The sequence below is a fragment of the Haloarcula sp. H-hyl6 genome (genome assembly GCF_056934455.1).
Genome location: NZ_JBRIIK010000001.1, coordinates 236,592 through 262,124, shown reverse-complemented (window position 1 = coordinate 262,124; position 25,533 = coordinate 236,592). Strand labels below are relative to the sequence as shown.

The 25,533-nt window shown below is 66.7% G+C and carries 20 protein-coding genes; 13 read left to right on the top strand and 7 right to left on the bottom strand.

The genetic code is table 11. The annotated features are described in order from the left end of the window. The first annotated feature begins 63 nt into the window (after nucleotides 1-63). Both Hhyl6_RS01215 and Hhyl6_RS01210 read left to right on the top strand, forming a co-directional pair. The gene (locus Hhyl6_RS01215) at nucleotides 64-1,077 is read left to right on the top strand and encodes a hypothetical protein (RefSeq protein WP_483737397.1); all 1,014 of its coding nucleotides are present in this window, start codon (nucleotides 64-66) and stop codon (nucleotides 1,075-1,077) included. Nucleotides 1,078-1,119: 42 nt separating this feature from the next. Then, nucleotides 1,120-1,875, top strand: coding sequence for an NAD-dependent protein deacylase (locus tag Hhyl6_RS01210; RefSeq protein WP_483737396.1), 756 nt, complete (start codon nucleotides 1,120-1,122; stop codon nucleotides 1,873-1,875). Here Hhyl6_RS01210 and Hhyl6_RS01205 read toward each other — a convergent pair. After that, nucleotides 1,872-2,300: a DUF5793 family protein gene (locus Hhyl6_RS01205; RefSeq protein ID WP_483737395.1), complete on the bottom strand. Its 429-nt coding sequence runs from the start codon at nucleotides 2,298-2,300 to the stop codon at nucleotides 1,872-1,874. The genes Hhyl6_RS01210 and Hhyl6_RS01205 overlap by 4 nt on opposite strands. Before the next feature lie 120 nt (nucleotides 2,301-2,420). On the opposite strand from Hhyl6_RS01205, the gene Hhyl6_RS01200 reads away from it, so the two are divergent. From Hhyl6_RS01200 to Hhyl6_RS01180, 5 genes are all read left to right on the top strand, one after another. Further along, a complete protein-coding gene (locus Hhyl6_RS01200) occupies nucleotides 2,421-2,921 on the top strand; it encodes a TIGR04206 family protein (protein ID WP_483737394.1) in 501 nt (166 codons plus the stop codon). An 85-nt stretch (nucleotides 2,922-3,006) separates the two neighbouring features. Next, nucleotides 3,007-4,629, top strand: coding sequence for a type II/IV secretion system ATPase subunit (locus Hhyl6_RS01195; RefSeq protein WP_483737393.1), 1,623 nt, complete (start codon nucleotides 3,007-3,009; stop codon nucleotides 4,627-4,629). 1 nt (nucleotide 4,630) lies between these two features. Continuing rightward, nucleotides 4,631-7,072, top strand: a complete 2,442-nt coding sequence (locus Hhyl6_RS01190) for a type II secretion system F family protein (RefSeq protein WP_483737392.1) — start codon at nucleotides 4,631-4,633, stop codon at nucleotides 7,070-7,072. A gap of 36 nt (nucleotides 7,073-7,108) precedes the next feature. Further along, a complete protein-coding gene (gene ligA, locus Hhyl6_RS01185; protein ID WP_483737391.1) occupies nucleotides 7,109-8,761 on the top strand; it encodes an ATP-dependent DNA ligase LigA in 1,653 nt (550 codons plus the stop codon). Nucleotides 8,762-8,827: 66 nt separating this feature from the next. Beyond that, complete coding sequence (locus Hhyl6_RS01180) at nucleotides 8,828-9,574, top strand: MBL fold metallo-hydrolase (RefSeq protein ID WP_483737390.1); 747 nt, start codon at nucleotides 8,828-8,830, stop codon at nucleotides 9,572-9,574. Between the two features lie 62 nt (nucleotides 9,575-9,636). Here Hhyl6_RS01180 and Hhyl6_RS01175 read toward each other — a convergent pair whose 3' ends face one another. The 3 genes from Hhyl6_RS01175 to Hhyl6_RS01165 form a co-directional block, all read right to left on the bottom strand. Next, nucleotides 9,637-10,062 carry a type IV pilin domain-containing protein gene (locus Hhyl6_RS01175; protein ID WP_483737389.1) on the bottom strand — a complete coding sequence of 142 codons (426 nt, stop codon included), beginning with the start codon at nucleotides 10,060-10,062 and terminating at the stop codon, nucleotides 9,637-9,639. A gap of 61 nt (nucleotides 10,063-10,123) precedes the next feature. Then, entirely contained in the window at nucleotides 10,124-11,230 is a 1,107-nt protein-coding gene (locus Hhyl6_RS01170; protein WP_483737388.1) for a DNA topoisomerase IV subunit A, read from the bottom strand. A gap of 2 nt (nucleotides 11,231-11,232) precedes the next feature. After that, nucleotides 11,233-13,623: a DNA topoisomerase VI subunit B gene (locus Hhyl6_RS01165; RefSeq protein WP_483737387.1), complete on the bottom strand. Its 2,391-nt coding sequence runs from the start codon at nucleotides 13,621-13,623 to the stop codon at nucleotides 11,233-11,235. A 173-nt stretch (nucleotides 13,624-13,796) separates the two neighbouring features. Between Hhyl6_RS01165 and gyrB the strand changes: the two genes are divergently transcribed. The 3 genes from gyrB to Hhyl6_RS01150 all read left to right on the top strand — a co-directional run bounded on the left by gyrB (nucleotide 13,797) and on the right by Hhyl6_RS01150 (nucleotide 19,079). After that, complete coding sequence (gene gyrB / locus Hhyl6_RS01160; RefSeq protein WP_483737386.1) at nucleotides 13,797-15,725, top strand: DNA topoisomerase (ATP-hydrolyzing) subunit B; 1,929 nt, start codon at nucleotides 13,797-13,799, stop codon at nucleotides 15,723-15,725. After that, nucleotides 15,722-18,175, top strand: coding sequence for a DNA gyrase subunit A (gene gyrA, locus Hhyl6_RS01155; protein WP_483737385.1), 2,454 nt, complete (start codon nucleotides 15,722-15,724; stop codon nucleotides 18,173-18,175). Before gyrB ends, gyrA begins: the two co-directional genes overlap by 4 nt. 115 nt (nucleotides 18,176-18,290) lie before the next feature. Next, a complete protein-coding gene (locus Hhyl6_RS01150; RefSeq protein WP_483737384.1) occupies nucleotides 18,291-19,079 on the top strand; it encodes a glycerophosphodiester phosphodiesterase in 789 nt (262 codons plus the stop codon). Here Hhyl6_RS01150 and rocF read toward each other — a convergent pair. After that, nucleotides 19,076-19,990 (bottom strand): arginase, encoded by a 915-nt coding sequence (rocF, locus tag Hhyl6_RS01145; RefSeq protein ID WP_483737383.1) that lies wholly within the window; start codon nucleotides 19,988-19,990, stop codon nucleotides 19,076-19,078. The two genes, Hhyl6_RS01150 and rocF, sit on opposite strands and share 4 nt — an antisense overlap. Before the next feature lie 75 nt (nucleotides 19,991-20,065). Here rocF and Hhyl6_RS01140 point away from each other — a divergent pair, with 75 nt between their 5' ends. Then, entirely contained in the window at nucleotides 20,066-21,592 is a 1,527-nt protein-coding gene (locus Hhyl6_RS01140) for a sensor histidine kinase (protein ID WP_483737382.1), read from the top strand. A gap of 27 nt (nucleotides 21,593-21,619) precedes the next feature. Here the strand turns inward: Hhyl6_RS01140 and Hhyl6_RS01135 are convergent, their stop codons facing one another. Continuing rightward, complete coding sequence (locus tag Hhyl6_RS01135) at nucleotides 21,620-22,540, bottom strand: NAD-dependent epimerase/dehydratase family protein (RefSeq protein ID WP_483737381.1); 921 nt, start codon at nucleotides 22,538-22,540, stop codon at nucleotides 21,620-21,622. A 137-nt stretch (nucleotides 22,541-22,677) separates the two neighbouring features. Between Hhyl6_RS01135 and Hhyl6_RS01130 the strand changes: the two genes are divergently transcribed. Next, nucleotides 22,678-23,211 (top strand): HTH domain-containing protein, encoded by a 534-nt coding sequence (locus Hhyl6_RS01130; protein WP_483737380.1) that lies wholly within the window; start codon nucleotides 22,678-22,680, stop codon nucleotides 23,209-23,211. A 168-nt stretch (nucleotides 23,212-23,379) separates the two neighbouring features. Further along, the gene (locus tag Hhyl6_RS01125) at nucleotides 23,380-24,543 is read left to right on the top strand and encodes an NAD(P)/FAD-dependent oxidoreductase (protein ID WP_483737379.1); all 1,164 of its coding nucleotides are present in this window, start codon (nucleotides 23,380-23,382) and stop codon (nucleotides 24,541-24,543) included. A 192-nt stretch (nucleotides 24,544-24,735) separates the two neighbouring features. On the opposite strand, the gene Hhyl6_RS01120 is transcribed toward Hhyl6_RS01125, so the two are convergent. Next, nucleotides 24,736-25,518 carry a class I SAM-dependent methyltransferase gene (locus Hhyl6_RS01120; RefSeq protein WP_483737378.1) on the bottom strand — a complete coding sequence of 261 codons (783 nt, stop codon included), beginning with the start codon at nucleotides 25,516-25,518 and terminating at the stop codon, nucleotides 24,736-24,738. Nucleotides 25,519-25,533: the final 15 nt, after the last annotated feature.

Below are 25,533 nucleotides of genomic sequence, written 5' to 3'. Positions count from 1 at the left end.
GGGTCTGGAAATATCGGCCGCTTCGAGGGTAAATTATACGGAGGCGCTCACGAATCGTAGGCCATGCGCGTTCCGTGGTGGTACGGCGTCGCCCTCTCGACGGCCGTCTGGGTGGTCGGCTGTTTCACGCTCGGCGCCGTGCCCGAGTCATCGCCGCTCGAACGACGAGTCGTGGGCCCCGTCGTCGTCGCGATGGTCGTCGCGTGGCTGGCGATGCCGGTGTCTATCGCGCTCGACCAGCGCGGTCCCGCCGCCGAGTTCGCGTGGGACCCCGCCACCTCGCTGTGGGTCCTCGGGTCGCTCGTGTGGTTCGTCAACGTCGTCGTGGGGACGGCCTACTGTCTGCGTCGGTACGTCACGGCGAGTCGGACGGCCCCGTCCCGACACTGGGAGACGGTGGTGGCGGCGTCGGTGGGATTCTGGGTCGTGGCCTTCGTACTCGACTACGGTCTCCCGCAGGGGACGATACCTGAGCCGCTCTACGACGCGATGGCCGTCTTCGTCCTCCTCACGTGGGTTGCGCTCCCCGTCGGGGTACTGCTCGACGCCGTCCGCGTCCGCGGGTACACCGACTGGAACCCGAACTCGCGAGGGTACAGCATCGGGGCGGCGCTCCCGTTCGTCAACGTCCTCGCGGGCGCCGCCTACCTCTACAAACGGCGGGCGGCCTTCCAGTCCGTCGACGCGACGGTGTCGTATCGGGTTCCGGAGGCGGACGAACACACCGACGACACCGACGTCGAGGGGTCTCCGTGGTTCCGGCGGGCCGGATACGTCTTCGGCGTGTACTTCCTCGTGGTGATGCTTCTGGCCGTGGCCATACCGTCCCTCTCGGAGCTGGGCATCCAGATACTCGGCCTGTTGCTCTGGGTCCCGTTCGGGCCGTTCTTCGCCGGATGCGTCTACAAGGACGCCGCGTGGCGGCGCTCGCGCGAGTGGACCGTCGGCGACGCGTGGTGGCTCTACCTCCTCTCGGCGGTGGTTCAGGGGGCGGCGTTCTGGTACCTCGTCCGGCGTGCGTCGAAGTCGAACCGCTACCGGCGACGGGTCCGCGAGACCCGGTCCGCCGGCGAGTGAGAGACCGACAGAGACAGGGCGGACGGTCCGCTATCCGCGGCCGTGACCGAGGAACGCGACGCTGTCGACGCCGTTGCGGCCGCCGTGCGCGAGGCCGACACCACCGTGGCGCTGACCGGGGCCGGCGTCTCGACGGCCTCCGGCATCCCGTCGTTCCGCGGCGAAGACGGCGTCTGGGACCGCTGGGACCCGACGTCGTTCCACCGCAGACGCCTCGACGCCGACCCGGCGGGGTTCTGGCGGGACCGACTCGACCTGCGCGAGGCCCTGTACGGCGACCTCGACCCGGACCCCAACGCCGCACACGAGGCGCTCGCCGCGATGGAGTCGGCGGGACACCTTGATGCAGTCGTCACCCAGAACGTCGACGGCCTGCACGGGGACGCCGGGTCCGAGTCCGTCGTCGAACTCCACGGGAGCAACCGACGCGTCCGCTGTGACGCCTGCGGCGACCGACTGCCCGCCGACGCGGCGTTCGACCGGGCGGCCGACGGCGACGTGCCGCCCCGCTGTGCCTGTGGCGGCGTCTATCGGCCCGACGTGGTCCTGTTCGGCGAGGCGTTGCCTGACGCGGCGATGGACGAGGCCCAGCGGATAGCCCGGGAGAGCGACGCCTTCCTCGCCGTCGGGTCGTCCCTCTCGGTCAGGCCGGCGTCGCTCCTGCCACAGATTGCGGCCGAGTCGGACGCCACGCTGGTCGTAGTGAACTTCGAGGAGACGCCGCGAGACGCAGAAGCAGACCGCGTGGTTCGGGCCGACGTGACCGAGGTGTTGCCGGCCGTCGCCGACCGACTCTAGAGTTCGACGCCGCCGGGGATGAGACTCCGCTGACGCAGGAGGCTCCCGTCGTGGTCGTAGACGAGGAGCGTCCGCTTCTCGTAGACGAGGGACTTCCCCTCGCTGTCGGTCAGTCTGACCTCGTACTCGCCGTCGCCGTCGTGGCGCTCGGCCGCGGAGACCAGCGCCTGCATCTCGTCGGGGTCGGCGGCCACTTCGAGGACGAACTCACCCGTCAGGCGGTTCGTCAGCGAGAGGACGCCGCCGTCCTCGTCCGCCCGTCGTCGGAACGCGACGTCTATCTCGTCGGCGTCGAGTGTCCCGTCTGTGGTCGTCGTGAGGCGCTCTCGCAATGTCCCCGCAGGGCCGTCGTAGTCGATACTGATGGTGGGGGTGCCGTCGTCGGGTTCGCTGTCGATGTCGACGGTGAAGTTGTCGCGCCTCATTCGGGTGGTCGAAGGTTGGTGGTCGGTCGCAATGAACGTAACGGCGGTGCCATCACCACAAGTGTCTTGTCGGGTGCTTTCGGTAGCTTTTACCCCCTGCCAACAGGCCGTCGAGACAGGATGGCGTGGGTCAAATCTGAGTACGCTGGCGAACTCGCGGTGCTCTCGACGTGGCTGGTGGCGCTCGCGCCGTGGTCCGCATCCGTGTTCGAAGTGTCCGGGCTGACGGTGGTTGCGCTCCGCTTTCTCCCCTTCCGGTTCCAGTTCATCTTCGGAGCGACGCTCCAGAACGAACGGCCGTTCCTCTGGGCGTGGGAGGTGGCGGGATTCCAGCAGTCCGGCCCACTGACGCTCGCCGGCTACCTCGGGTTCGCCGCCTTCGCCCTGTTCGCCGTGCCGTTCGCGCTGAGCATCTTCTACTACTTCGAGGAGGACCGCCTCGCGGCGGCGCTCCCGGTCGACCCGGTCCGCGCGTTCGGCGGGTTGCTCGGCCTCGTCGCCCTCCTCACCCTCGCGGCGACGGCGCTGTTCCTGCGGTACTTCCCGGGCCTGACCGTCCCCGTCGGGGGCCTCGTCGCCGCCGTCCTCGCGTACTTGTTGCTCACCGTGGACCGGACGTAACGACTGGCGAGGTGGCGAGCGAATTTAAGTAGGTGGCCACATAATGGCACGTTAACTTGCAGTTCCGCACGCCCTCTCAGTACTGATGTCTAACCCCGAGACTCCCGACCCCGGCGACGTCGTTCGTGACCCACTGGGCCACATCCAGTCGTGGCTCTCGCGGACCGCGACGATTCTCTCGGGGTCCGCCGTCCCCGAGTCGAACTACGACCCGGGACGGCACGGGGCGCTGGTGAGTTTCGACGGGTTGGACGGGTTCGAGGAGGTGGAACGCTACTGGCTCAACGTCCCGTTCGCGTTCGTCTCCATCAACAGGGACCCGGACAGCGACGAACACCGCTACCACGTCGTGGAACCGTCGCTCTCGGACATCGAACGCGAACTGCTCGACCGCCTGTTCGAGGACATCAGGGGGCCGCTCATCTACCGGACCGACGTGGACGCCGACCCGGAGCGAGCGCTGCGCGAGGAGTTGCGCGACAGACTGGAGGAGTACGGGGTCGTCGTCGAGGCAGAGACGTTCTACCGCCTGTTCTACTACCTCTATCGCTCCTTTCAGGGGTACGGCCACATCGACCCGCTGATGCACGACCCCAACATCGAGGACATCTCCTGTGACGGGCCGAACCTCCCAATCTTCGTCTACCACGACGGCTACACCGACGTCGAGACGAACGTCGTCTACGACGAGGGGGAACTGGACGACTTCGTCATCCAGTTGGCACAGCGGTCGGGTCAGCACGTCTCCGTCTCCGACCCCGTCGTCTCGACGACGCTCCCAGACGGGTCCCGCATCGAACTCGCACTGGGACAGGAGGTCACGCCCCGGGGGTCGGCGTTCACCATCCGGAAGTACGCCGACGAACCGTTCACGCCAATCGACCTACTGGAGTACGGCACCTTCTCCTTGGAGATGCTGGCGTACCTCTGGTTGGCCATCGAGTCCAACAAGTCGCTCATCTTCGCCGGGGGGACAGCGGCCGGAAAGACCACCTCGATGAACGCGCTGGCGATGTTCATCCCGCCTCGCTCGAAGGTGCTGACCATCGAGGACACCCGCGAACTGTCGCTCTACCACGACAACTGGCTCTCCTCGGTGACTCGGGAGCGCCTCGACGAGTCGGACATCACGATGTACGACCTCCTGCGCTCGGCCCTGCGTCACCGCCCGGAGTACATCATCGTCGGCGAGGTGCGCGGCGAGGAGGCGATAACGCTCTTTCAGGCGATGAACACCGGGCACACGACGTTCTCGACGATGCACGCCGACTCGGTGCAGACAGTCATCAACAGGCTGGAGAACGAACCTATCAACGTCCCGCGGCCGATGGTCCAGAGCCTCGACGTGCTCTGCGTGCAGGTGCTGACCCGGTCGGGCGACGAACGGGTCCGGCGAGCGAAGACGCTCGCCGAAATCGAGGGCATCGACCAACGGACCGGCGAACTGGACTACTCGACCAGTTACTCGTGGGAGGCCACCGAGGACCGGTTCGCAGAGCGCAACAGCGAACTGCTGGACGAGATTCGACAGGAGCGAGGGTGGAATCAGTCACGGCTCCTCAGAGAGATGAACGACCGCAAGCGGTTCCTCCGCTACCTCCAGCGGGAGGGCGTCGGCGACTACCGCCGCTTCACTGCGATGGTCAACAAGTACTACGCCGACAAGGACGAGGTCATGGCCCGCATCGGGACCGACGTGACGGTCTAACATGGCGCTGAACCCGCTAGGGCTGGCACCCCTCGCCGTCGTCGTCGCCGTCCTCGCCGTCGTCGGCCTCGCCGCCGTCTACGAGGGGTTCGACCGACGCCTGACGCGACTCTCCCGGCGACTGTTCGGCCGCTACGTGACCCCCTCGCCACAGCGCGAACGCCAGCTAGAGGCCGCGTACATCGGCCAGACGTACCGCGGGTACGCCGCCCGGACGTTCCTCTTCACCGGCCTCGCGGCCCTCGGCGGGGCCGTCGGCGGCGCGTACGTCGTCGGCGGGTTCCTCCTCGCCGTCCCCGCCATCGTGGACCTGCTGATGGGACTGCCGCCGACGATGGTGGCCGCGCTGGGGATTCGCGGGTTCGAACTCGTCCTCACCGAGACGCAGACGCTGTCCGTCCTCGTCGCCAGCGGCGTCGCCGGCGGCCTCCTCTCGGCGGCGCTGACCTACACGCTGCGGTGGGAACTGCCGAAGAACACCGCGGCGGTCCGCCGGCGGAACATCGACGAGGGGATGACCCGCACCATCGCGTTCATGTACGCGCTCTCCCGGGGTGGCGTCTCGTTTCCCGACGTGATGCAGTTGCTGGCCCGGAACGACGAGATATACGACGAGACGGCCCGCGAGATGGGCGTCGCCGTCCGGGAGATGAACCTGTTCGGCCGGGACATGATTTCTGCCATCGAGCGGATGTCCGACCGGACGCCCAGCGAGCGCTTCGAGACGTTCGCGGAGAACCTCTCCAGCGTCCTCCAGAGCGGCCAGTCGCTCTCCTCGTTCCTCCACGACCAGTACGAGCGCCACCACGAGGAGGCCGCAGAGCGGCAGGCCGACCTGCTGGAGTCGCTGGCGACCATCGCGGAGGCGTACGTCACCATCTTCGTCGCCGGGGTGCTGTTCCTCATCACGATTCTCCTCGTATTCGGCCTGACGACCACGGACACGCTCGCGTTCCTCCAGATGCTCGCCTACCTCGCCATCCCGCTGGCGAACCTCGGGTTCATGGTGTACCTGAACCAGACGCTCGAAGCACTCGGTATCGGCGACGACGGGACGACGGACGTACTGGAACGCGAGGAGACGGCGACGCTCGGCCGTCCGGCCGCGACCGACGGCCGGACCGGACTGACCGACGGCGGCGTCGTGCCCGGCGAGCGCGAGAACTGGGCCCGACTCCGGTTCCACGAGCGGTTGGGGACGGTTCGGCAGGCGCTCCGGTCGCCCGCGCGAACGCTCCTGTGGAACCCGACGCAGGTGCTGTACGTGGCCGTCCCCGTCGCGCTGGTCCTGTTCGCCGTCCGCGCGCCGGTGGCGTTCCAGACGGACGTGGTGAACGTGCGGTTGCTCGACGACCTCGTGGTCCAGTCGACGCTGGTCGTCCTCGGGTCGTTCGCCGTCGTGCGGACGCTCTACGCCCGCCGCATCCGCCAGATAGAGGACGCGACGCCGGAACTGCTGGAACGCCTCGCCAGCCTCAACGAGGCCGGGATGACGTTCGTCGAGAGCCTCCGTCGAGTGCGCGGGAGCGACGTCGGCGTCCTCTCGCCGGAAGTCGAGCGCATCTGGGCGGACGTGCAGATGGGCGCGAACGTCGACGACGCACTCGTCCGGTTCGGCCGGCGCATCCGGACGGTGTCGGTCACGCGCGTCGTGACGCTCCTGACGAACGCTATGCGGGCCTCCGGCCAACTCGGCCCGGTCCTGCGCATCGCCGCGACCCAGTCGCGGTCCGACCGCAGACTCCGGAACCGCCGTCGCCAGCAGATGCTCACCTATCTGGTCGTCATCTACGTCTCCTTTTTCGTCTTCCTCGTCATCATCGTCGCCGTCCAGGAGGTGTTGGTCCCGGCGCTCCCCTCGTCGGTGCCGACGCCGTCGTCCTCGAACCGACTGGGCGTCGGCGTCGAGCAGTTCGCCCGACTCGGACAGGTGGACAAGGCCGCCTACACGCTGGTGTTCTTCCACACGGCGCTGATACAGGCCGTCCTCACCGGGTTCATCGGGGGGCAGTTGGGCGAGGGAACGCTGAAAGACGGGGCGAAACACGCCGCGGTGCTGCTGGGTATCGCCTATCTCGCGTTCGTCCTGCTCACCTCCCCGGTGGCCTCGCTGACGGTCACCCAACCGACGGTGCAGGACGGGGAACTGACCGTCGACTCGGCGTCGCTCTCCTCCGGCGGGTTCATCGTGGTCCACACGTACGACACCGACGGCGACGTCGTCGGCGTCTCCGAACACCTCGACCCGGGCACTCACAGGGACGTGACCATCCAGTTGGAGGACCCACCCTCCCGGGGGGAGTCCATCGTCCTCGTCGTCCACCGCGACACGAACGAGAACGGGCGACTGGACTACGACTTCGACGCACCGGGTCAGCGGGACCGGCCGTACTCCGCCTCCGGCCAGCGTGACGTGGTCGCCGTCAGCGTCGAACTGGAGTGACTGGCTTTACGGTCACCTGTCGGTTAGAGGCGGGTGATGGAGTTCGCCGCCTTCGCCGACCGCGCCGCCACTATCGAAGCCGAGAGTGCCGACACCGCCATCACCGAGTCCGTCACCGACCTGTTCGCCGACGCCGGAGACCACCTCGAGACCCTCGCCCGGTTCGTGCAGGGTCGGGTGTTCCCCGCCCACGAGTCGACGACCCTCGACGTCGGCCCCCGCCTCTGCTACGAGGCCATCGCCCGCGCGGCGGGCCGGAACGTGAGCGCCGACGACGTGGAGACACGACTCGCCGAGCGAGGCGAAATCGGCGAGGTGGCGGCGAGTTACGACTTCGGCGGCCAGCAGGGTCTCGCGGCCTTCGGTGCGGGCGGGGCCGACTCGCTCACCGTCGCCGAGGTGGACCGCGAACTCACCGACCTCGCCGCCGTCACCGACGACGGCAGTCAGGAGACGAAGGTTGACGTCCTCTTCGGCCTGTTCAATCGCTGTGACCCCGACGAAGCGCGCTATCTGGCCCGCCTCGTCCTCTCGGAGATGCGCATCGGCGTGGGCGACGGGACCGTCCGGGACGCCGTCGCGGCGGCGTTCGACGTGCCCGTCGACGCCGTCGAACGCGCGTTGCAGGTGTCGAACGACTACGGCTACGTCGCGGAAGTCGCCCGAGAGGAGGGGGAACCGGGACTCGACGCCATCGACCTCGAAGTCGGACGGCCGGTGCAGGCGATGCTCGCGCAGGCCGGCACCGTCTCGGGCGCGCTGGACGATTGGGACGAGGTGGCCGTCGAGTGGAAGTACGACGGCGCTCGCGTACAGGTCCACTTCGACGGCGAGTCCGCACGCCTGTTCTCACGGAACATGGAAGAGGTGACGGACCCGCTTCCCGAAATCGTCGCCACCGTCGAGGACGCACTCGACGCCCCCGCCATCCTCGACGGCGAGGTGGTCGCCGTCGACGACGTGGGCGCCCCCCTCCCGTTCCAAGAGGTGCTCCGGCGGTTCCGCCGGAAGCACGACGTGGCGGCGACCCGCGAGGACGTCACGGTCCGCCTCCACCTGTTCGACTGCCTGCACGCCGACGGCGAAGACCTGCTAGACGCCCCGCTTCGGGTCCGACACGACCGCCTCGACGACCTGTTCGGCGACGGCGTGGTGTCGGACCTGTGGCTGACCGACGACGGCGACGAAATCGGCCGACTGGAGGCCGACGCCCTCGACGCGGGCCACGAGGGCATCATGCTGAAAGACCCCGACGCGGCCTACACGCCCGGCAAGCGGGGGAAGAACTGGCGCAAGCGGAAACCCGACGTGGAGACGCTCGACTGCGTGGTCACGGGTGCGGAGTGGGGCGAGGGCCGCCGGGCGAACGTCCTCGGGACGTTCGAACTGTCGGTCCGGACCGACGACGGGTACGTGCAGGTCGGCAACGTCGCCACCGGCGTCACGGACGCCGAACTGGACGACCTGACCGAGCGTCTCGAACCGCACGTCACCGAGTCTGACGGTCGTGCCGTGACGATTTCGCCCAGCGTCGTCTTCGAGGTGGGCTACGAGGAGATTCAGACGTCGACCACGTACGACTCGGGGTACGCGCTTCGATTTCCCCGGTTTCTGGCGGTTCGAGAGGACAAGGCTCCCGACGACGCCGACTCGCTCTCGCGTGTCGACCGTCTCGCCGACGGGGCGTGACCCGGTCCACACCCGGACCTGTCGGGGACCGACACTCGTAAGCGGGCGGTGGCGTTACCGGAGCACATGACTATCAGACACGACGGCATCACGGCCGAGTGGCGCGGGTACGCCACCCTCCGACTCGAAGGCGAGGACACCGTGGTCTACCTCGACCCCGGCCGCTACGGCGTACTGACCGGCGAGTGGGAACCGGACACGCCCGGCGTCGGCCACCCGGAGACGCGGGACTACGCGCCCAAGGACGGAGACGTGGTCTGTGTCACGCACGTCCACCACTACGACCCGGACGGCATCCGTCGGGTCGCGGCAGACGACGCCACCGTCGTCGCGTTCGAGGGCATCAACGTCCACGCGAGCGACCGAGACCTCGACCGCCTCGCCGACCTCGACTACGAGGTCCGCAAGGTGGGCATGGAGGACGAACTCCTCGTCGACGGCGTCCCCATCTGGACGGTCCCGGCGTACAACCGCGAGGACGGCCCGAACGTCGGTCCCGACGGCGACCCGTTCCACCCCAAGGGCATCGGCTGTGGGTACCTCCTCGCGGTCGACGAGACGCGGGTGTTCTGGCCGGGCGACTCCGACGTCTTGCCGGGTCACGCGGAACTGGACGTCTCCCTGTTCTGTCCCTCCATCTCGCAGAGCTTCACGATGGACCGCCACAGTGCGGCCGAGTTAGCCGAGGCGATGGACCCGGACCTCGTCCTGCCGATTCACTACAACACGTTCGAGGCGCTGGAGGCCGACGACGAGGCGTTCGCCGCCGACGTGGCGAGTCGACGCGTGCCGGTCGTGCTGGACCGCGACTGACGAAGTCGGTTCTCGCCGAGAACGGGCCCGCGCTCCCGTCGGTCCAGAAACCCGTCGGGGACTCAGACCTGCCTGTCGAACAGCACCTCGCTCTCCGTCTCGCCCGCCCACCGGATGGTGACTCTGTCTCCGCTCGACACGCCGGTGAGACGTATCAGGTCGCCCGCCGTCACCGTGGCGTCGCCGCCCGCGGAGAGGTCCTCCCACGACCCGCGCACCCGGTCGTTCACGGCGACGGTGAGACGCGACGCGTCGAGGCTCTCGCCGCTCCGGTGCGTGATGGTCACGCCGCCGTCGCTCGCGGTCACGGAGAACGACACGTCCGGAGCGGCGGGGCCGGTTTCGCCGCCCTCGCCCACTCCGAGGACGAACGACCCGAGTACGGCGGCGAGAACAATCACGACGCCGAGCAGAAGGAACCCGCCGACGACGACGGCGAGAAGCAGTAGCGCCACGTTCCGACCAGAGTCAGCATCGTCGTCACTCATCGCTTCGGCGTACTCGTCCCAAGAGATAGCCGTTTGGGGTGTCGAAAGACGGCCGGCGTCCTCAGAGGATGCCCATCTCGGTCAAGCGCTCGGGGAGGTACGTGTCCGTCACGAAGTCCAGCCCTCGCGAGGCGAGCGCCTGCTGTTCGGCCTTCTTCTCGATATCGAGTTGGAGCTCTATCTGCTCTCTCCAGAACTCCGTCTGGAAGCGCGGGTCCTCCAGTTCCGACTCCAGCGCGTTGACGTCCGAGTCGCTCAGGGGGTCGGTCGGCAGGTCGTACTCCACGATGTCCGCCGGGCGGATGCCGACGAACTGCGCGTCGGGCGTCGCCAGATACTCCGAGAGGTGCGCGGACTTGATAGAGCCGTAGGCGACGGAGCCGTAGATGCGGTACGACCACGGGTCACCGTCGGTGAACACCACGACGGGCAGGTCGAGTTCGTCGTGGAGTCGCTTGGTGATGCGTCGGGTCGCCCGTGCCGGTTGGCCCTTGAGGTGGACGACGATGACGTTGTACTCCTCGTCGAACCCGTTCTCGACGAGGCGGTCCCGCATCCCACCGGTCTCCACGCAGAGGACGAAGTCGGCGTCGTTGTCCAGGAACTCGATGGTGTCGGGGTTGTTCGGAATCTGGTACCCACCTTCGCCGACGTCCTTCTGGCAGTGAATCTCGCGCTCGCCCCGCCGGGTCTGCTCGCGGAGTTTCAGCGGTCCCATGATGGTCGCACCGGACTCCTCGGGACGCATGTGGAAGTCCTCGCGGGTGACTTCGGAGACGATTTCCAAGTCCTCCACGAGGTCGTTGGACTCGTCTTGGCTGTTGAACTGGGCCTCCTCTACGTCCCAGGACTCCGAGAGGTAGTACAGTTCACGCAGGGTCGACGAGCGGTCCTCTTCCAGTTGCTGAGCGAGGAAGTCGATGGTGTAGGTCGCCTTCAGGAGCTTCTCGGCCCCGGAGACGGTCTTTGCCGACCGCGTCGACGTGCGGTCGCCGTACACCCAGACGTCCTTGTCCTCGTCGTACTCGATGTTGGACTTGGTCCGGGTGGGTATCGTCATCGTCGGGACGTCCCCCTCCGCGAACTGGTCGTAGAACTCCGCCGCGAGGTCGATGAGTTTCTCGCGAGCCACCTCCGTATCGGGCGTGTCGTCGCTGTCTGTGCTCATAGTCAGGCGTCCACCGTCAGTTTCTCGTCCTCGACACCGTCGACGGAGACGGTGAACTCGGCGTCGTCTGCCACGCTGTACTCCAGGACCGCTCGCTCGCCGGCCGCCACCGTCGGCGACCACTTCACGAACCACTCACCGTCCATCTCGACCACCGTCGCGCCGTTGGTGTCCTGCGGTTCGGCGGTGACGATGTCGGTCAGGTCGACGTCGGCGTTCGTGTCGTCGTTGTTCTCGACGACGAGACGAACTAGCCCGTCTTCGACCTCTCGCTCGACGAGGACGTTGTTCATGATTCGGGCCAGCGAGTCGTCGATGTTCAACTCGCCCTTCTGGGTGACCTCGGTCAACTTCTCGGCCATCTCCGGGAGGATGGTCGCGAGTTTGTCCTGTTTCTCCCGGCGCTGTTGGAGCGACCGGCGCTTGTTGAGGTAGCTCTTGAGTTCGCGAGCGGCCTCACGAATGGCGAGTTCTATCTCGTCTTCCATCTCGGGGACGTTCGCGATGGCGTCCTTGGACTCGCTCGTGAACGGGACGTTCGTCGACGCGACGTGGACCATGACGACCGCCGGGCCGTTGGGGATGCCCGACCCGCCGGGTTGGTCGAGATTGTAGTTGCGCCAGTTGATGTTCTTGATGACGTCCGTCGTCGCACACGCCCCACGCTGGTAGACCAGCGGGACGCGGTTGGCAAAGCGCATCACGTCGACGCTCCCCTCGGCGGGGAGGTCGCCGCCGTAGGCGATGCCGGCCTCCACGATGAACGGGTCGCCGCCGTGGACCGAGGCGTCTCGCGTGGAGGCCGCGTAGAAGTCCGCGTCGAACTCCTTGCGCAGGCCCTCCTCGACGAGGTCGGACCCGATGGGGGCCAGACAGTCCGTCGGCGGCGCGATGATGTCCGTCTCGCGCATCGCGTCCAGAAGTCGGCTGGCGGCGTCCCGGTCGTCGGCCACGTCAGAGACCTTCGGCGGGTCGTCCGGAACCGGGACCGCGGCGGTCCAGAGTTCGTCGACGACGTTCTCGCGGGCCGTCTCGCCGAAGGTCGCGTCGTCGTGCTCTTCGGTCATGTCGGCCGCGCGGTCGACGTACGCGCGGAACTCGTCCCGGGTCAGGCGGTGGGGGCCGTCGTCCGAGAACTTCTCGGCCAGTCGGCTCGCGAGGCCCTCGACGGCGGCGTCGTCCTTCCGGACCGTCGTCGCCGCGTCGACGAGTTCGTAGAGGTCGCTCGTCCGTTCGTCGGTGACGGCGGTCCACGCGGCCTCGACGGCGTTCTCCCGGACGGTCGACCCGAACGTGGTGTCGTGGTCGGCTTCGACCGTCTCGGCCGCGTCGGCCACGATGGCCGCTATCTCGTGGTGGGCGACGCGGTCGCGGTCGTGGATTTCGTCGCTGACGGCGGCGGCGAACTCGGCCGTGGCCGTGGCGTCCTTGTTGGCGACGGCCGCCTCGACTGCCGTCTCGACGTCGACGTCTTCCTGGAGTTGCGGCGGCTTCCACGCCATCCCGCGGCCGAAGTGCCGGTCGTTGAAGTTCGCGATGATGCTGTCGGCCGTCTTCCCGCCGACGCGGGTGAACTCCTCCTGCACGAAACCGGAGATAGAGTAGGAGTCGGTGGCTTCGAGCATCTTCAGGAGGGTGCCGAGTTCCACGCCGTGGGGGTGCGGGCGAATCTCCTCCGTCTCGTCGGGGAGCTCTGCGCCTTCGACGCGTTCGAACTTGAGCGGTTCGTCCAGTCCGGGTTCGTCGAACTCGATGCGGGCGTGCGGGTTGACGACGGCCGTGTCCTGAATGTAGTCGTGGAGGCTCCCGCGAGCGCGCATGTTGGCCTCCATCTCCAGTTCGATGCGGGTCCCGTGGGGCCGCTCCCACGAGGTGGTCTCGTCGACGCTGATTTCGGGTTCGTTGGTGTCGGTGTCGACGATGAGTTCGAAGTACTGTGCGTCGGCCTGCCCCTTCGGACGGGAGGTAATCTTCGCGGGTTTCCCCGAGGTCAACTGCGAGTAGAGGACGGCGGCGGAGATACCGATACCCTGCTGGCCGCGGTTCTGCTCGCGGGCGTGGAACCGGGAGCCGTACAGCAGCTTCCCGAAGATTTTCGGCAACTGTTCTTTCGTGATACCGGGACCGTTGTCCTCGACGACGAGGCGGTAGTAGTCGTCGGCCTCCTGAATCTCGACGTAGATGTCGGGCTTGATGCCGGCCTCCTCGCAGGCGTCGAGCGCGTTGTCCACCGCCTCCTTGACGGCGGTGACGAGCGCTCTGGCCTCCGAGTCGAAGCCGAGCATGTGCTTGTTCTTCTCGAAGAACTCGGCGATGGAGATGGCCCGCTGTGATTCGGCCAACTCCTCGGCGATGCCCTCGCCCTCGCCGAGTCGCGACTGATACGAGGTCATGTCGTGCGGTAGGTACCGCCGTCGGGGTTAAAAGGTAATCGCCACCACGGTGAAAGTGAACGGTGCAGACGCAGACCCGTAAAGTAGGGCCCGATTAAATGGGTTACGGCCGACGCGCACACGCGCGTGCGGGAGTTTTATGAACCACGCCCTATTAGGGAGAATCAATTCCTATGTCAGGTGAGTCTGATGAGTACGGCGCAAAGTCGATCCAGACCCTCGAAGGGCTGGAGGCCGTCCGAAAACGGCCCGCGATGTACATCGGGTCGACCGACGCCCGGGGTCTCCACCATCTCGTCTACGAGGTCGTCGACAACGCTATCGACGAGGCCCTCGCTGGCTACTGTGACAACATCGAGGTAACTATCCACGAGGACGGCTCCGTCTCCGTCAGCGACGACGGCCGGGGTATCCCCGTGGACGAACACGAAGAACACGGCCGTCCCGCGGTCGAAGTCGTGATGACCATCCTCCACGCCGGGGGGAAGTTCGACAACAAGTCCTATCAGGTCTCCGGCGGTCTCCACGGGGTCGGGGTGAGCGTCGTCAACGCGCTCTCGAAGTGGCTCGAAGTCGAAGTCAAGCGCGACGGGGCGCTGTGGCGCCAGCGCTTCGACCACGGCGAACCCGAGTACGAACTCGAACGCGTCCGCGACCTCGAACCCGGCGAGGAGACGGGGACGACGGTCAGGTTCTGGCCCGACGACGACATCTTCGAGACAGACGAGTTCACCTTCTCGACGCTGGAGTCGCGGCTTCGAGAACTCGCCTTCCTCAACTCCGGCGTAGCCATCACCATCGCCGACGAACGCGACGGCAACGAGGAGACGTTCGAGTACGACGGCGGCATCCGTGAGTTCGTCGAGTTCCTGAACGAGACGAAAGACCCGCTCCACCGCGACGTCGTCTACTTCGAGGACGAGGAGGAGATAGCCGAGGGGACCGTCCAAGTCGAAATCGCCATGCAGGGGACCGCCGACCTGCAGGGGTCGATTCACGCCTTCGCCAACAACATCAACACTCGCGAGGGCGGTAGCCACCTCACCGGCTTCAAGACGTCGCTGACGCGCGTCGTCAACGACTACGCGACGGAGAACGACCTCCTGAAAGACTTAGACGACACGCTGAAGGGCGACGACATCCGCGAGGGACTCACCGCGGTCATCTCGGTGAAACACCCGGACCCGCAGTTCGAGGGCCAGACGAAGACGAAACTCGGCAACAGCGAGGTCCGGGGCATCGTCGAGTCGGCGATGCACGACGGCCTCTCGACGTTCTTCGAGGAGAACCCCGACACGGCCGAAGCCATCATCGGCAAGGCAGTCGAGGCGGCGAAGGCCCGCAAGGCCGCGAAGAAGGCCGAGGAACTCACGCGACGGAAGTCAGCGCTCGACTCGACGGCGCTGCCTGGGAAACTGGCCGACTGCCAGACCCGCGACCCGGAGAAAGCGGAACTGTTCGTCGTGGAGGGCGACTCCGCCGGCGGGAGCGCCAAGCAGGGTCGCAACCCCGAGTTCCAGGCCATCCTCCCCATCAAAGGGAAGATTCTGAACGTCGAGAAACACCGACTCGACAGGATTCTGGAGAACGACGAGATTCGGAACCTCATCACCGCGCTCGGCACCGGCATCGGCGACGAGTTCGACGTCGAGGACCTCCGCTACGAGAAGATAATCATGATGACGGACGCCGACGTCGACGGCGCACACATCCGCACCCTCCTGCTGACGCTGCTCTACCGGCACATGAAGCCGCTCATCGAAGCGGGCTACGTCTACGCCTCCCAGCCCCCGCTGTACCGCATCCGCTACCGGGGCGAGACGTACGACGCGATGACCGAGGAAGAGCGGGACCGCATCGTCGAAGAGAAGTGCGACGGGAACCCGACGCAGGTCCAGCGGTTCAAGGGCCTCGGGGAGATGAACCCCGAACAGCTCTGGGAGACCACCATGGACCCGGAGAACCGCATCCTGAAGCAGATAACCATCGAGGACGCGGCGGCCGCCGACCGGATGTTCAACATCCTGATGGGCGACGCCGTCGAGCCACGGAAGGAGTTCATCAAGGAGCACTCGCCTGAAGCGGAGTGGGTCGACATATGAGTTCAGACGTATCCGACGACGCCAACGCGCCGGCAGAGCAGATCAAACACGTCCGCATCGAGGACGAGATGGAGCAGTCCTACATCGACTACGCGATGTCGGTCATCGCGGGTCGGGCGCTCCCGGACGTCCGCGACGGCCTGAAACCCGTCCACCGCCGCATCCTCTACGCGATGCACGAGATGGGGGTCTCCTCTGGCTCCAGCCACCGGAAGTCCTCGTCCATCGTCGGCGAGACGATGGGTGACTACCACCCACACGGCGACAGCGCCATCTACGACACCCTCGTCCGGATGGCACAGGACTTCTCGATGCGGTACCCGCTCATCGACGGGCAGGGGAACTTCGGGTCGATGGACGGCGACCCGCCCGCGGCGATGCGCTACACGGAGGCCCGGATGGCCCCCATCGCCGAGGAACTGCTCGCCGACATCGAGAAAGACACCGTCGACTTCTCCAGCAACTACGACGACCGACTGCAGGAACCGGACGTCCTGCCGGCGAAGGTGCCGAGCCTCCTGCTCAACGGATCCTCGGGAATCGCCGTCGGGATGTCGACGAACATTCCGCCGCACAACCTCGGCGAACTCGTCGACGCGACGGTCCACCTCATCGACAACCCCGACTGCACCGTCGAGGACCTGATGGAACACGTCAAGGGGCCCGACTTCCCGACGGGCGGGAACATCGTCGGCCGCGACGCCATCTACTCGGCGTACACCACGGGCCGTGGTCGCCTGCGGGTGCGGGCCGAGTACGAAGTCGACCGCGAGGACGGGCGCATCGTCATCACCGAACTCCCGTATCAGGAGAACAAGGCCCGGCTCGTCGAGCGAATCGCCGACGACGTGAACGAGGGGAAGATAGAGGGCATCTCGGACCTCCGCGACGAGTCCGACCGCAACGGCGTCCGCATCGTGGTCGAACTCAAGCGCGGCGCGAACGTCGACGTCGTAGAGAACCGACTGCTCGACCACCACCTCGAATCGACCTTCGGCGTCATCAACCTCTCGCTGGTCGACGGCCAACCGCAGGTGCTCTCGCTGAAGGAGGCGCTCCAGCACTACGTCGAGCACCGCCGCGAGGTCGTCCGCCGACGCTCCGAACACGACCTCGCCGAAGCGGAGGACCGCGCCCACATCCTCGAAGGCCGCCTGAAGGCCCTGGAGAACGTCGAGGACGTGGTCGAACTCATCCGCAACAGCGAGGACCGGGACGCCGCCCGGTCGGGTCTGCAGGAGTCTTTCGACTTCTCGGCGGACCAAGCGGCCCACATCGTCCGGATGCAACTCGGCTCGCTCACTTCGATGGAGTCCGCGGAAATCGAAGACGAGTACGCCGACGTCCAGGACACCATCGACTACCTCGAAGCCGTCCTCGGCAGTTCGGAGAAACTCGACGGCGTCATCAAGGACGAACTACGGGAGGTCAAAGACGAGTACGACGACGACCGGCGGACCAGCATCATCGAGGACGAGGGGCAGGTCACCCACGAGGACCTCATCCCCGAGGAGGACTGCGTGGTCGTCGTCACGGAGGACGACTACATCAAGCGGATGCCGGTCGACCAGTTCGACCCGCAGAACCGCGGCGGGAAGGGCATCATCGGGGCCGACCCCAAGGAGGGCGACCGCGTCTCGAAGGTGTTCCGGGCGAACAGCCACGACTACCTGCTCTGTTTCACCAATCAGGGGCAGGTCTACCGCCTGAAGACCTACGAGGTCCCCGAGATGTCCCGCACCGCACGCGGGAAGTCTGCCATCAACCTCCTGTCGCTGGACGACGGCGAGGAGATAACCGCCGTCGTCTCCACCGACGAGTTCGAGGCCGACGAGTGCATCACGATGGTCACCCGGAACGGCTACGTCAAGCGGACCGGCTGTGACCAGTTCGAGAACATCCTCTCGACGGGCATCCGCGCGGCGAAACTGGAGGCGGGCGACGAACTCGTGGACGTGGACGTCACCGACGGCACCGGTGACCTCGTCATCGCCACGGAACAAGGGATGACTATCCGCTTCGACGAGAGTGAGGTCAGCGAGATGGGTCGCTCGGCCCGCGGCGTCCACGGCATCAAACTGCAGGGCGACGACCGTGTCGCGGCGATGGTCGCCACGACGGACGACGACGACCGGTCGCTCCTGACCGTCACCAGGAACGGGTTCGGGAAGCGGACCGCGCTGACCGAGTACCGCCCGCAGTCCCGCTACGGACAGGGTCTCATCGACATCAAGACCGACGACCGCAACGGGCCGGTGTCGACGGCGAAGGCCGTCCGCGACGACGACCACCTCGTCATCATGTCCGAACGCGGCCAGATTATGCGCATCCGGGCCGGCGACGTCTCACAGGTCGGCCGGAACACGAAGGGCGTCACCATCATGGAACTGGAGGCGGGCGACAGCGTCGCGAGCGTGACGGTGGTACCTGCGGTGACCGCTGAAGGGTAAGCTCGCGAGCGAAGCGAGCGGCCTTTTTCGCCGTGTGTGACCCACACACTCACCACAGACGGGTCCGTATCGCACCTGTGAGACCGTTCACTCGCAGGACCGGGGGGAGGGAGCCGTGACCGAGCCGACCGTCGTCGCACACCGGGGGTTCGCCGGGCAGTATCCCGAGAACACCGTTGCGGCGGTGCGGGCGGCCGCCGAGGACGGAGCCGACGCGGTGGAGATAGACGTCCAACCGACGGCCGACGGGGACGTGGTCGTGTTCCACGACCGGCGACTCGACGGGCGCGGTGAGAGCCGCGGCGTCACCGACGGCGAGGGGGTGCTCTGGAAGCAGTCGACCGACGCGGTCACGGACGCTCGGGTCTTCGGGACCGACGAGTGCGTGCCGCTGTTGGACGCCGTCCTCTCGGCAGTCCCCGACCGCGTGGCCGTGAACGTCGAACTGAAGAACCCGGGGACTGACGGGGTTCGCGCGGGCGAGGCGCTCGACGCGGCGGCCAGAGGGCGGGCACGCGAGCGGTGGGCGCCCTTCGTGGAGTCGGTCCTCGAAACCGCGCACCGATTCGACAACGAGATGCTGTACTCGTCGTTCTACGAGGGAGCGCTCGCCGCCCTGAACGAGGTCGAACCCGAGGCGGCCCGCGCCGTCCTCGTCGTCCGCGATAGCCCGGACGCGGGGGCCGCCGTCGCTCGCCGGTACGACGTCGACGCGGTCAATTTCCCGCTATCAATCCTCGACGAGAGTAGCGGAGGGACGCTCGCCGACGTCGCCGCCGACCTCGGCGCGTCGCGGTACGTCTGGACTGTCCGGGACTGGCGGGACGCCCGTGCGGCCCTCGACCGGGGGGTCGACGGCGTCATCGCCGACTACGCCGGCCTCACGGCGTATCCGAGCGACTAGAGCACTCGTTTGCCGAAGGCGCTCGCGGCCAGTTCGCAGGCGAGTTCCGCGGTCCGGTTGTGGTCGTCGAGGATTGGGTTGACCTCGACGAGTTCCATCGAGCGCAACTGGTCGCGCCGCTCTGCCACGCACTCCATCCCGATGTGGGCCTCGCGGTAGGAGACGCCGCCGCGAACGGGCGTCCCCACGCCGGGGGCCTCGGTGGGGTCCAACCAGTCCAAGTCCAGCGAGACGTGGAAGGCGTCGGTGCCGTCCGTCGCGACGTCGAGGGCGTCCTCGACGACTGCCGGGACGCTCCTGACGTCGAGGTCGGACATGGTGTATGCGGTCACGTCGCTCTCGCGGACGAGACGGCGTTCCTCCTCGTCCAGACTCCGTAGTCCGACGAGTGCGACGTTCTCCTCGCTGACCGCAGGGGTGTGGGCCCACTCCTCGTCGGCGAAGGGTCCCTTCCCGAGGATAGCCGCGAGGGACATCCCGTGGATGTTGCCGCTCGGCGTGGTCTGGGGCGTGTTGAAGTCTCCGTGGGCGTCGAACCAGACGACACCCAGCGACTCGTCGGGGTCGGCCGCGCCCGCGACGGTCCCGATGGCGATGGAGTGGTCGCCGCCGAGAACGAGGGGGAACTCGCTGGCGTCGATGGTGCCTCGCACGGCCGTCGTGACGTCCTCGCACACTTCCTCCGTCTCGCGACGGAACTTGGCGCGGCCGCCCTGCGGTTGGTCCGCGTCGGGGTCACGTTCCTCCGGCCGGGGAACCGCGAGGTCACCCCCGTCGATGCAGGCGATGCCGAGGTCACCGAGTTGGTCCGCCAGTCCGCCGTACCTGATGGCCGACGGTCCCATGTCGACCCCTCGGCGGTCCGCGCCGAGGTCCATCGGGACGCCGAGTATCCGCACTGTCCTGTCCATACCGGCCGTTGTCGGTCCAGCGAATAAAGGGCAGGGGCATCAGTTAAGTTCCGGGCCAAGAAACCGTAGGTATCGATGGGGACCGACGATAGCGTCGCTGCGCACCACGTCCTCTATCTCGGGGCCGTCGAGTCACGTGCCGGTACGGTCGCCCGCGAACTCGAGTCACGGGCGGACATGGCCGTCTACACCGCCACGTCGGCCGAAGACGCCTTGGACCGACTGGCGTGGCCCGACGTCGACTGTCTGGTCGTCGGTCACTCGGACGTGTTCGACGGCATCGAAGCGGCCGAGCGGGTGTGCGAGACCCACCCCTGCCTTCCGGTAGTTCTCTTTGCCGATTCCGACAGTCGCGCCGACGCCCCGCGTGCGGTCAGCACCGTGGTCGACGAGTTCGTCACCCACGACGGGCCCGAGGCGTTCACCGCGCTGACGAGTGCGGTGACGGACGTGGCACTCGAGGGGGCCGCCGGCGAACAGCACTCGACGCCGGACCCCGAGGGACCGTTCACGCCGAACGTAGACGACGAGACCGTCGACCGACTGCTGTCGGGCGGTCTGGACCGCCTCCGAATCAGGGAACTCCTGCACAAGAGCCGCCTACTGGAGACGATTTTCGAAACCATCCCCGTCCACCTCTACGTGAAGGACAGACAGGGCCGTCACCGATACGTCAGTTCCGGGTACTTCGAGGACTCGCTCGACGAGTTCCTCGGCAAGACCGACCCCGAAATCGGGATGGTCGCCAACCGTCACGCGCGACGGGCCTACGTCGAGGACATGCACGTCATCGAGGCAGACGAACCGGTCCTCGACAAGGAGGAGTATCTGCCGATGCTCGACCAGTGGAACCTCACCTCGAAGGTGCCGTGGCACGGCCCGGACGGCGAGGTGGTCGGCCTCATCGGCGTCACCCGGGACATTTCCGAACGGAAGGAACGACAGGAGCAGGTCCGACGGCAGAACGAGCGGCTGAACCGCTTCGCGAGCATGCTGAGCCACGACCTACGTAACCCGCTTCAGTTGGCGATGTTGCGCCTCGAACTCGCCACCGACGCGTCGGATCTCGACGAGGCCGCCGACCACCTCGACACCGTGGAGACGGCGCTCGAACGGATAGACGAACTCATCGATGACGTCCTCACACTCGCCAGACAGGGGCATCAGGTCGTCTCTCCCTCGCCGGTCGACGTCGACGACGTGGTTGACGTAACGTGGGCGGCCGTCGACGCCCCCGGCGCGACCGTCCACCGGGTCGCCTCGCTCGGCACGATTCTCGGCGACGAGAGCAGGCTTCGGCAGTTGATAGCGAACGTCCTGCGCAACGCCATCGAACACGGCGGACCGTCGGTGACGGTCCGTGTCGGCCCGCTCGACGACGGGTCGGGGTTCTACGTCGAAGACGACGGGCCGGGGTTCCCGGAACCGGACGGGAGCGAACTGTTCGATGCGGGATACACCACGTCGGACCACGGCACCGGTTTCGGCCTCTCTATCGTCCGGGAGATAGCCGAGGCACACGACTGGTCGGTGGTCGCCACCGACGGAACGGAGGGCGGCGCTCGACTGGAGTTCCGCGGCATCGAGCGCCCTCAGACGTAACCCCGCCGCCCGCCCGTCGCTATCGTCTCACTCGTACTGCTCGCAGACGAGTTCGACGCCCTCGTCGAACGATATCTCTGGTTCCCACCCGGTCGCCTCGTGCATCTTCGACGCGTCGGCGCAGGTGTCGTGGACGAACACCTCGTCGGGAATCGGGTTCTCCTCGTAGAGCGGTTCGACGTCGGTGCCGAGCGCCTCGTTGAGTCGGTCGACGAGGTGGTCGATGCTGTACTGCTCGCCGGTCCCGAGGTTGTAGACCCCGGTGAGGTCGTGGTCGGCGGCCAGTTCGAGGCCGCGGACGACGTCGTCGACGTGCGTGAAGTCGCGGGTGTGGCTCCCGTCGCCCCAGATGACTGGGTGCCGACCGTTGGCGATGTCGTCGGCGAACTGCGCGATGAGGTTCGCGTACTCGCCCTTGTGCTCCTCTGCCCCCTCCTCCATGCCCTGATACACCGAGAAGAAGCGCATCCCGGCCATCGACATTCCGTAGTGGTTGTGGAAGTACTCGGCGTACCGTTCCCGGGCGAGTTTCGACGCCTCGTAACCCGTGTTCGCCGCCACGCTCATCTCCTCGGGCGACGGTTCGGTTCGGTCGCCGTAGATGGAGGACGTCGAGGCGTAGACTACCGTGTCACAACCGTCGTCGCGAGCCTGTTCGACGACGTTGACGAACCCCTCGACGTTGACGCGAGCGCCCCGCGTCGCGTCGTCCTCGTGCATCGCGTACGAGGACAACGCGGCCAGGTGGAACACCACGTCGACGTCGGTCGGCAGGTCGTCCTCGAGGACGCTCCGGTCGACGTACTCGACGGTCTCGTCGACGTTGTCCGCCGTGCCGAGATAGCCGTCGTCGAGAGCGACCACCTCGTTGTCAGCCGCCAGCGCGTTGGCCAGATTCGACCCGATGAAGCCGCCGCCGCCGGTGACGAGCACGCGTTGTCCGTCCATACATGTGTCAGGTTTAGCGGCGAGTAAATGGGTGTCGTTTTTATTCTTCCCACTCGATTGCCAAAACTCCCAGAGGAGAGCCGGAAACGATACGAAGCACCGTCGCTTTTAAGGACGACTGTACCGAACGACACATTATGTCTTCAATCGAGCTGACACCCAGTCAGAAAAACATTCTGCAGGAGCTCGTGAACCTGTACAGGGAGAGCGAGAGCGCAGTGAAAGGCGAGGACATCGCCGAGAAAGTAGACCGAAACCCCGGAACCATCCGGAACCAGATGCAGAGTCTGAAGGCCCTGCAACTGGTCGAGGGCGTCCCCGGACCGAAGGGCGGGTACAAGCCGACGGCGACGGCCTACGACGCCCTCCAGATTCAGGACATGGACCAAGCCGCCGAGGTTCCCCTCCGGCACAACGGCGAACTCGTCGAACACTCCAACGTCGAGGAGATTGACCTGACGAGCGTCCACCACCCCGAGGAGTGTCGCGCCGAGATTCAGCTACAGGGCTCTATCTCCGAGTTCCACGAGGGCGACTCCGTCACCGTCGGTCCGACGCCCCTCTCGAAGCTCCAGATTATCGGCACGCTGGAGGGGAAAGACGACACGAACAACAAACTCATCCTCACTATCGACGACATGCGCGCGCCGGCCGGCGAGCCCGAACACTGATTCGGCGAGCAGTATCTTTTTTGGCCTCTCTGTTTGTCAACGTTTCTCGCCCCAAATCCAGCCGATAGCTCTGACGCGGCCCGACTCTCCGCGATTGTTCTCTGCCGACGACAGGTCTACGACGGCGATTTCGTAGCCTTTGTATCACCCGACCCCCGAGTCGCCATCATGAGCGACAAGGTCGTCGTACTCGGTGCTGGGTATGCCGGTGCAGGCGCCATCAAGAGCCTCGAAGACGAACTGAACGGCGAAGCCGACGTGACGTGGATATCCGACACGGACTACCACCTCGTTCTCCACGAGTCCCACCGCTGCATCCGGGACCCGTCCGTCCAGGAGAAGGTGTCCATCCCCGTCCACGAAATCAAACAGCCGACGACCGAGTTCGTACAGGACACGGTCGTCGACATCGACACCGAGGAGCGACTCGTCGAACTCGAAGCCGGCGACGACGTCGAGTACGACTACCTTCTCGTGGGCCTCGGCTCCCAGACCGCGTTCTTCGGCATCGAGGGGCTCAAAGAGCACGCCCACACGCTCAAGAGCCTCGACGACGCGCTGGGTATCCACGACGCGATACAGACGGCGGCCCGCGACGCCTCCCAGAGCGACCCGGCGCAGGTCGTCGTCGGCGGGGCCGGCCTCTCGGGCATCCAGACCTGCGGCGAGATAGCCGAGTTCCGCGACCAGCACCGCGCGCCCATAGACATCCACCTCGTGGAGGGGCTGGACGAGGTGTTCCCGGGCAACGACCCCGAACTGCAGGGGGCCCTGCGCAAGCGTCTCGAAGCCGCCGACGTGAACATCATGACCGGCGACTTCATCGGCGAAGTGGACGAGGAGACGGTGTACATCGGCGACGACGAGGAACTGGACTACGACGTCCTCGTCTGGACCGGCGGCATCACCGGTCGCGACTGCGTGCGCGACGTCGACCTGGAGAAGGACGAGCGCAACCACCGCATCCACTCCGAGGGCGACTTCCAGACCGAGGACGAGCGCGTCTTCGCCATCGGCGACTGCGCCCTCATCGAACAGCCGGGCGAACAGCCGGCCCCGCCGACCGCACAGGCCGCGTGGCAGGCCGCCGAAGTCGCCGGTGAGAACCTCGCCCGTTCGGTCCGCGGTCAGCCGCTGAAAACGTGGACGCACAAGGACAAGGGGACCGTCATCTCCGTCGGCGAGGAGGCCGTCGCCCACGACGTGATGGGCATGCCCATCGACACGTTCGGTGGCCTCCCCGCGAAGGTGCTGAAGAAGGGTATCGCCGCCCGCTGGATAGCCGACGTCACCGGCATCGGTCGCGCCGCGAAGGCGTGGCCGGACATGTGACGACCACTTTTTACGTCGTCGGGTGAGTGCATCGCGCTCACCGCTCCTCGCAGAAACGTGGGGGAAAACGGCCGGACGCTCACAACGTTCGCGTCCGGTGAAACCGCGTTCCGGCGCGGTACGCTCGACTCTTCGGCTTGCCCTCCCCCGTCGTCGCGGTACGGAGGCCGCTCCCGGCCACCGTCGGACCACTCAGTCTGCGACGGCCCAGAACCCGAGCGTTCGCGGCACCTTCGCTTGGAGTTCCGGCGACGTACTGCCGCCGGGGGCCTCGTCGTAGTCGTCTGGGTCGTCGCTCCGCGGGACTTCGTACACTTCCTTCACGGTGAATCCCGCGTCCACGAGCGCCGCGTGGAGGTCACCCACAGTTCGGTCGAAGACGACGATGTCCTCGTGTAAGACTTCGTCGTGCTTGTCGCGGCGGGGCCCGGTGGTGTGATAGCTCCGTTCGATAGCCAGCGTCTCCGGGTCGAATAGTTCGTGAAACGGGTGGGGTACGTCGAAGGTGAGTACGCCGCCGTCCCGGAGCAGTCGGTGGGCCTCTCGGAGTGCCGCCGCGATGTCCTCGACCATGAAGTAGACGAACCCCGAGTACGCCACGTCGAACGCGTCGTCGGCCAGCGGCACGTCCGTCACGTCGCCCGTGACGAACCGGGCGTCGACGCCGTACAGGTTTCGCAGGCGAACCGCGTGGCGGAGTTGTTCGATGGAGAAGTCGACACCGACGGCCGTCTCGACGCCTTCGCGGGCGACGCCGACCGTCCCCTGCCCACCGCCACAGCCCAGTTCGACGAACGCCATCTCTTCACGGACCGGCAACCGGTCGGCTTGCCAGTCCGCCATCGACTCGGGGTCGGGTAGCGGCGAGTACACCGGTGGAAGCCCACCCTCGGCAGTCGCCGCGTTCCACAGTGCCTGATGGTCGTCGCTCCACGCGTCCCACAGCTTCCGGTTCTCCCTGCCTGAATCCCCCATACGGGTCGTTCCTGA

Bases quoted from the DNA above. Each gene is read 5' to 3' on its own strand.
- Hhyl6_RS01195 (WP_483737393.1), top strand. From the start codon at position 3,007: ATGTCTAACCCCGAGACTCCCGACCCCGGCGACGTCGTTCGTGACCCA.
- Hhyl6_RS01170 (WP_483737388.1), bottom strand. From the start codon at position 11,230: ATGAGCACAGACAGCGACGACACGCCCGATACGGAGGTGGCTCGCGAG.
- Hhyl6_RS01135 (WP_483737381.1), bottom strand. From the start codon at position 22,540: ATGGACGGACAACGCGTGCTCGTCACCGGCGGCGGCGGCTTCATCGGG.
- gyrA (WP_483737385.1), top strand. From the start codon at position 15,722: ATGAGTTCAGACGTATCCGACGACGCCAACGCGCCGGCAGAGCAGATC.
- Hhyl6_RS01175 (WP_483737389.1), bottom strand. From the start codon at position 10,062: ATGAGTGACGACGATGCTGACTCTGGTCGGAACGTGGCGCTACTGCTT.
- Hhyl6_RS01215 (WP_483737397.1), top strand. From the start codon at position 64: ATGCGCGTTCCGTGGTGGTACGGCGTCGCCCTCTCGACGGCCGTCTGG.
- Hhyl6_RS01205 (WP_483737395.1), bottom strand. From the start codon at position 2,300: ATGAGGCGCGACAACTTCACCGTCGACATCGACAGCGAACCCGACGAC.
- rocF (WP_483737383.1), bottom strand. From the start codon at position 19,990: ATGGACAGGACAGTGCGGATACTCGGCGTCCCGATGGACCTCGGCGCG.
- Hhyl6_RS01120 (WP_483737378.1), bottom strand. From the start codon at position 25,518: ATGGGGGATTCAGGCAGGGAGAACCGGAAGCTGTGGGACGCGTGGAGC.
- ligA (WP_483737391.1), top strand. From the start codon at position 7,109: ATGGAGTTCGCCGCCTTCGCCGACCGCGCCGCCACTATCGAAGCCGAG.
- Hhyl6_RS01190 (WP_483737392.1), top strand. From the start codon at position 4,631: ATGGCGCTGAACCCGCTAGGGCTGGCACCCCTCGCCGTCGTCGTCGCC.
- Hhyl6_RS01180 (WP_483737390.1), top strand. From the start codon at position 8,828: ATGACTATCAGACACGACGGCATCACGGCCGAGTGGCGCGGGTACGCC.
- Hhyl6_RS01200 (WP_483737394.1), top strand. From the start codon at position 2,421: ATGGCGTGGGTCAAATCTGAGTACGCTGGCGAACTCGCGGTGCTCTCG.
- Hhyl6_RS01165 (WP_483737387.1), bottom strand. From the start codon at position 13,623: ATGACCTCGTATCAGTCGCGACTCGGCGAGGGCGAGGGCATCGCCGAG.
- gyrB (WP_483737386.1), top strand. From the start codon at position 13,797: ATGTCAGGTGAGTCTGATGAGTACGGCGCAAAGTCGATCCAGACCCTC.
- Hhyl6_RS01130 (WP_483737380.1), top strand. From the start codon at position 22,678: ATGTCTTCAATCGAGCTGACACCCAGTCAGAAAAACATTCTGCAGGAG.
- Hhyl6_RS01125 (WP_483737379.1), top strand. From the start codon at position 23,380: ATGAGCGACAAGGTCGTCGTACTCGGTGCTGGGTATGCCGGTGCAGGC.
- Hhyl6_RS01140 (WP_483737382.1), top strand. From the start codon at position 20,066: ATGGGGACCGACGATAGCGTCGCTGCGCACCACGTCCTCTATCTCGGG.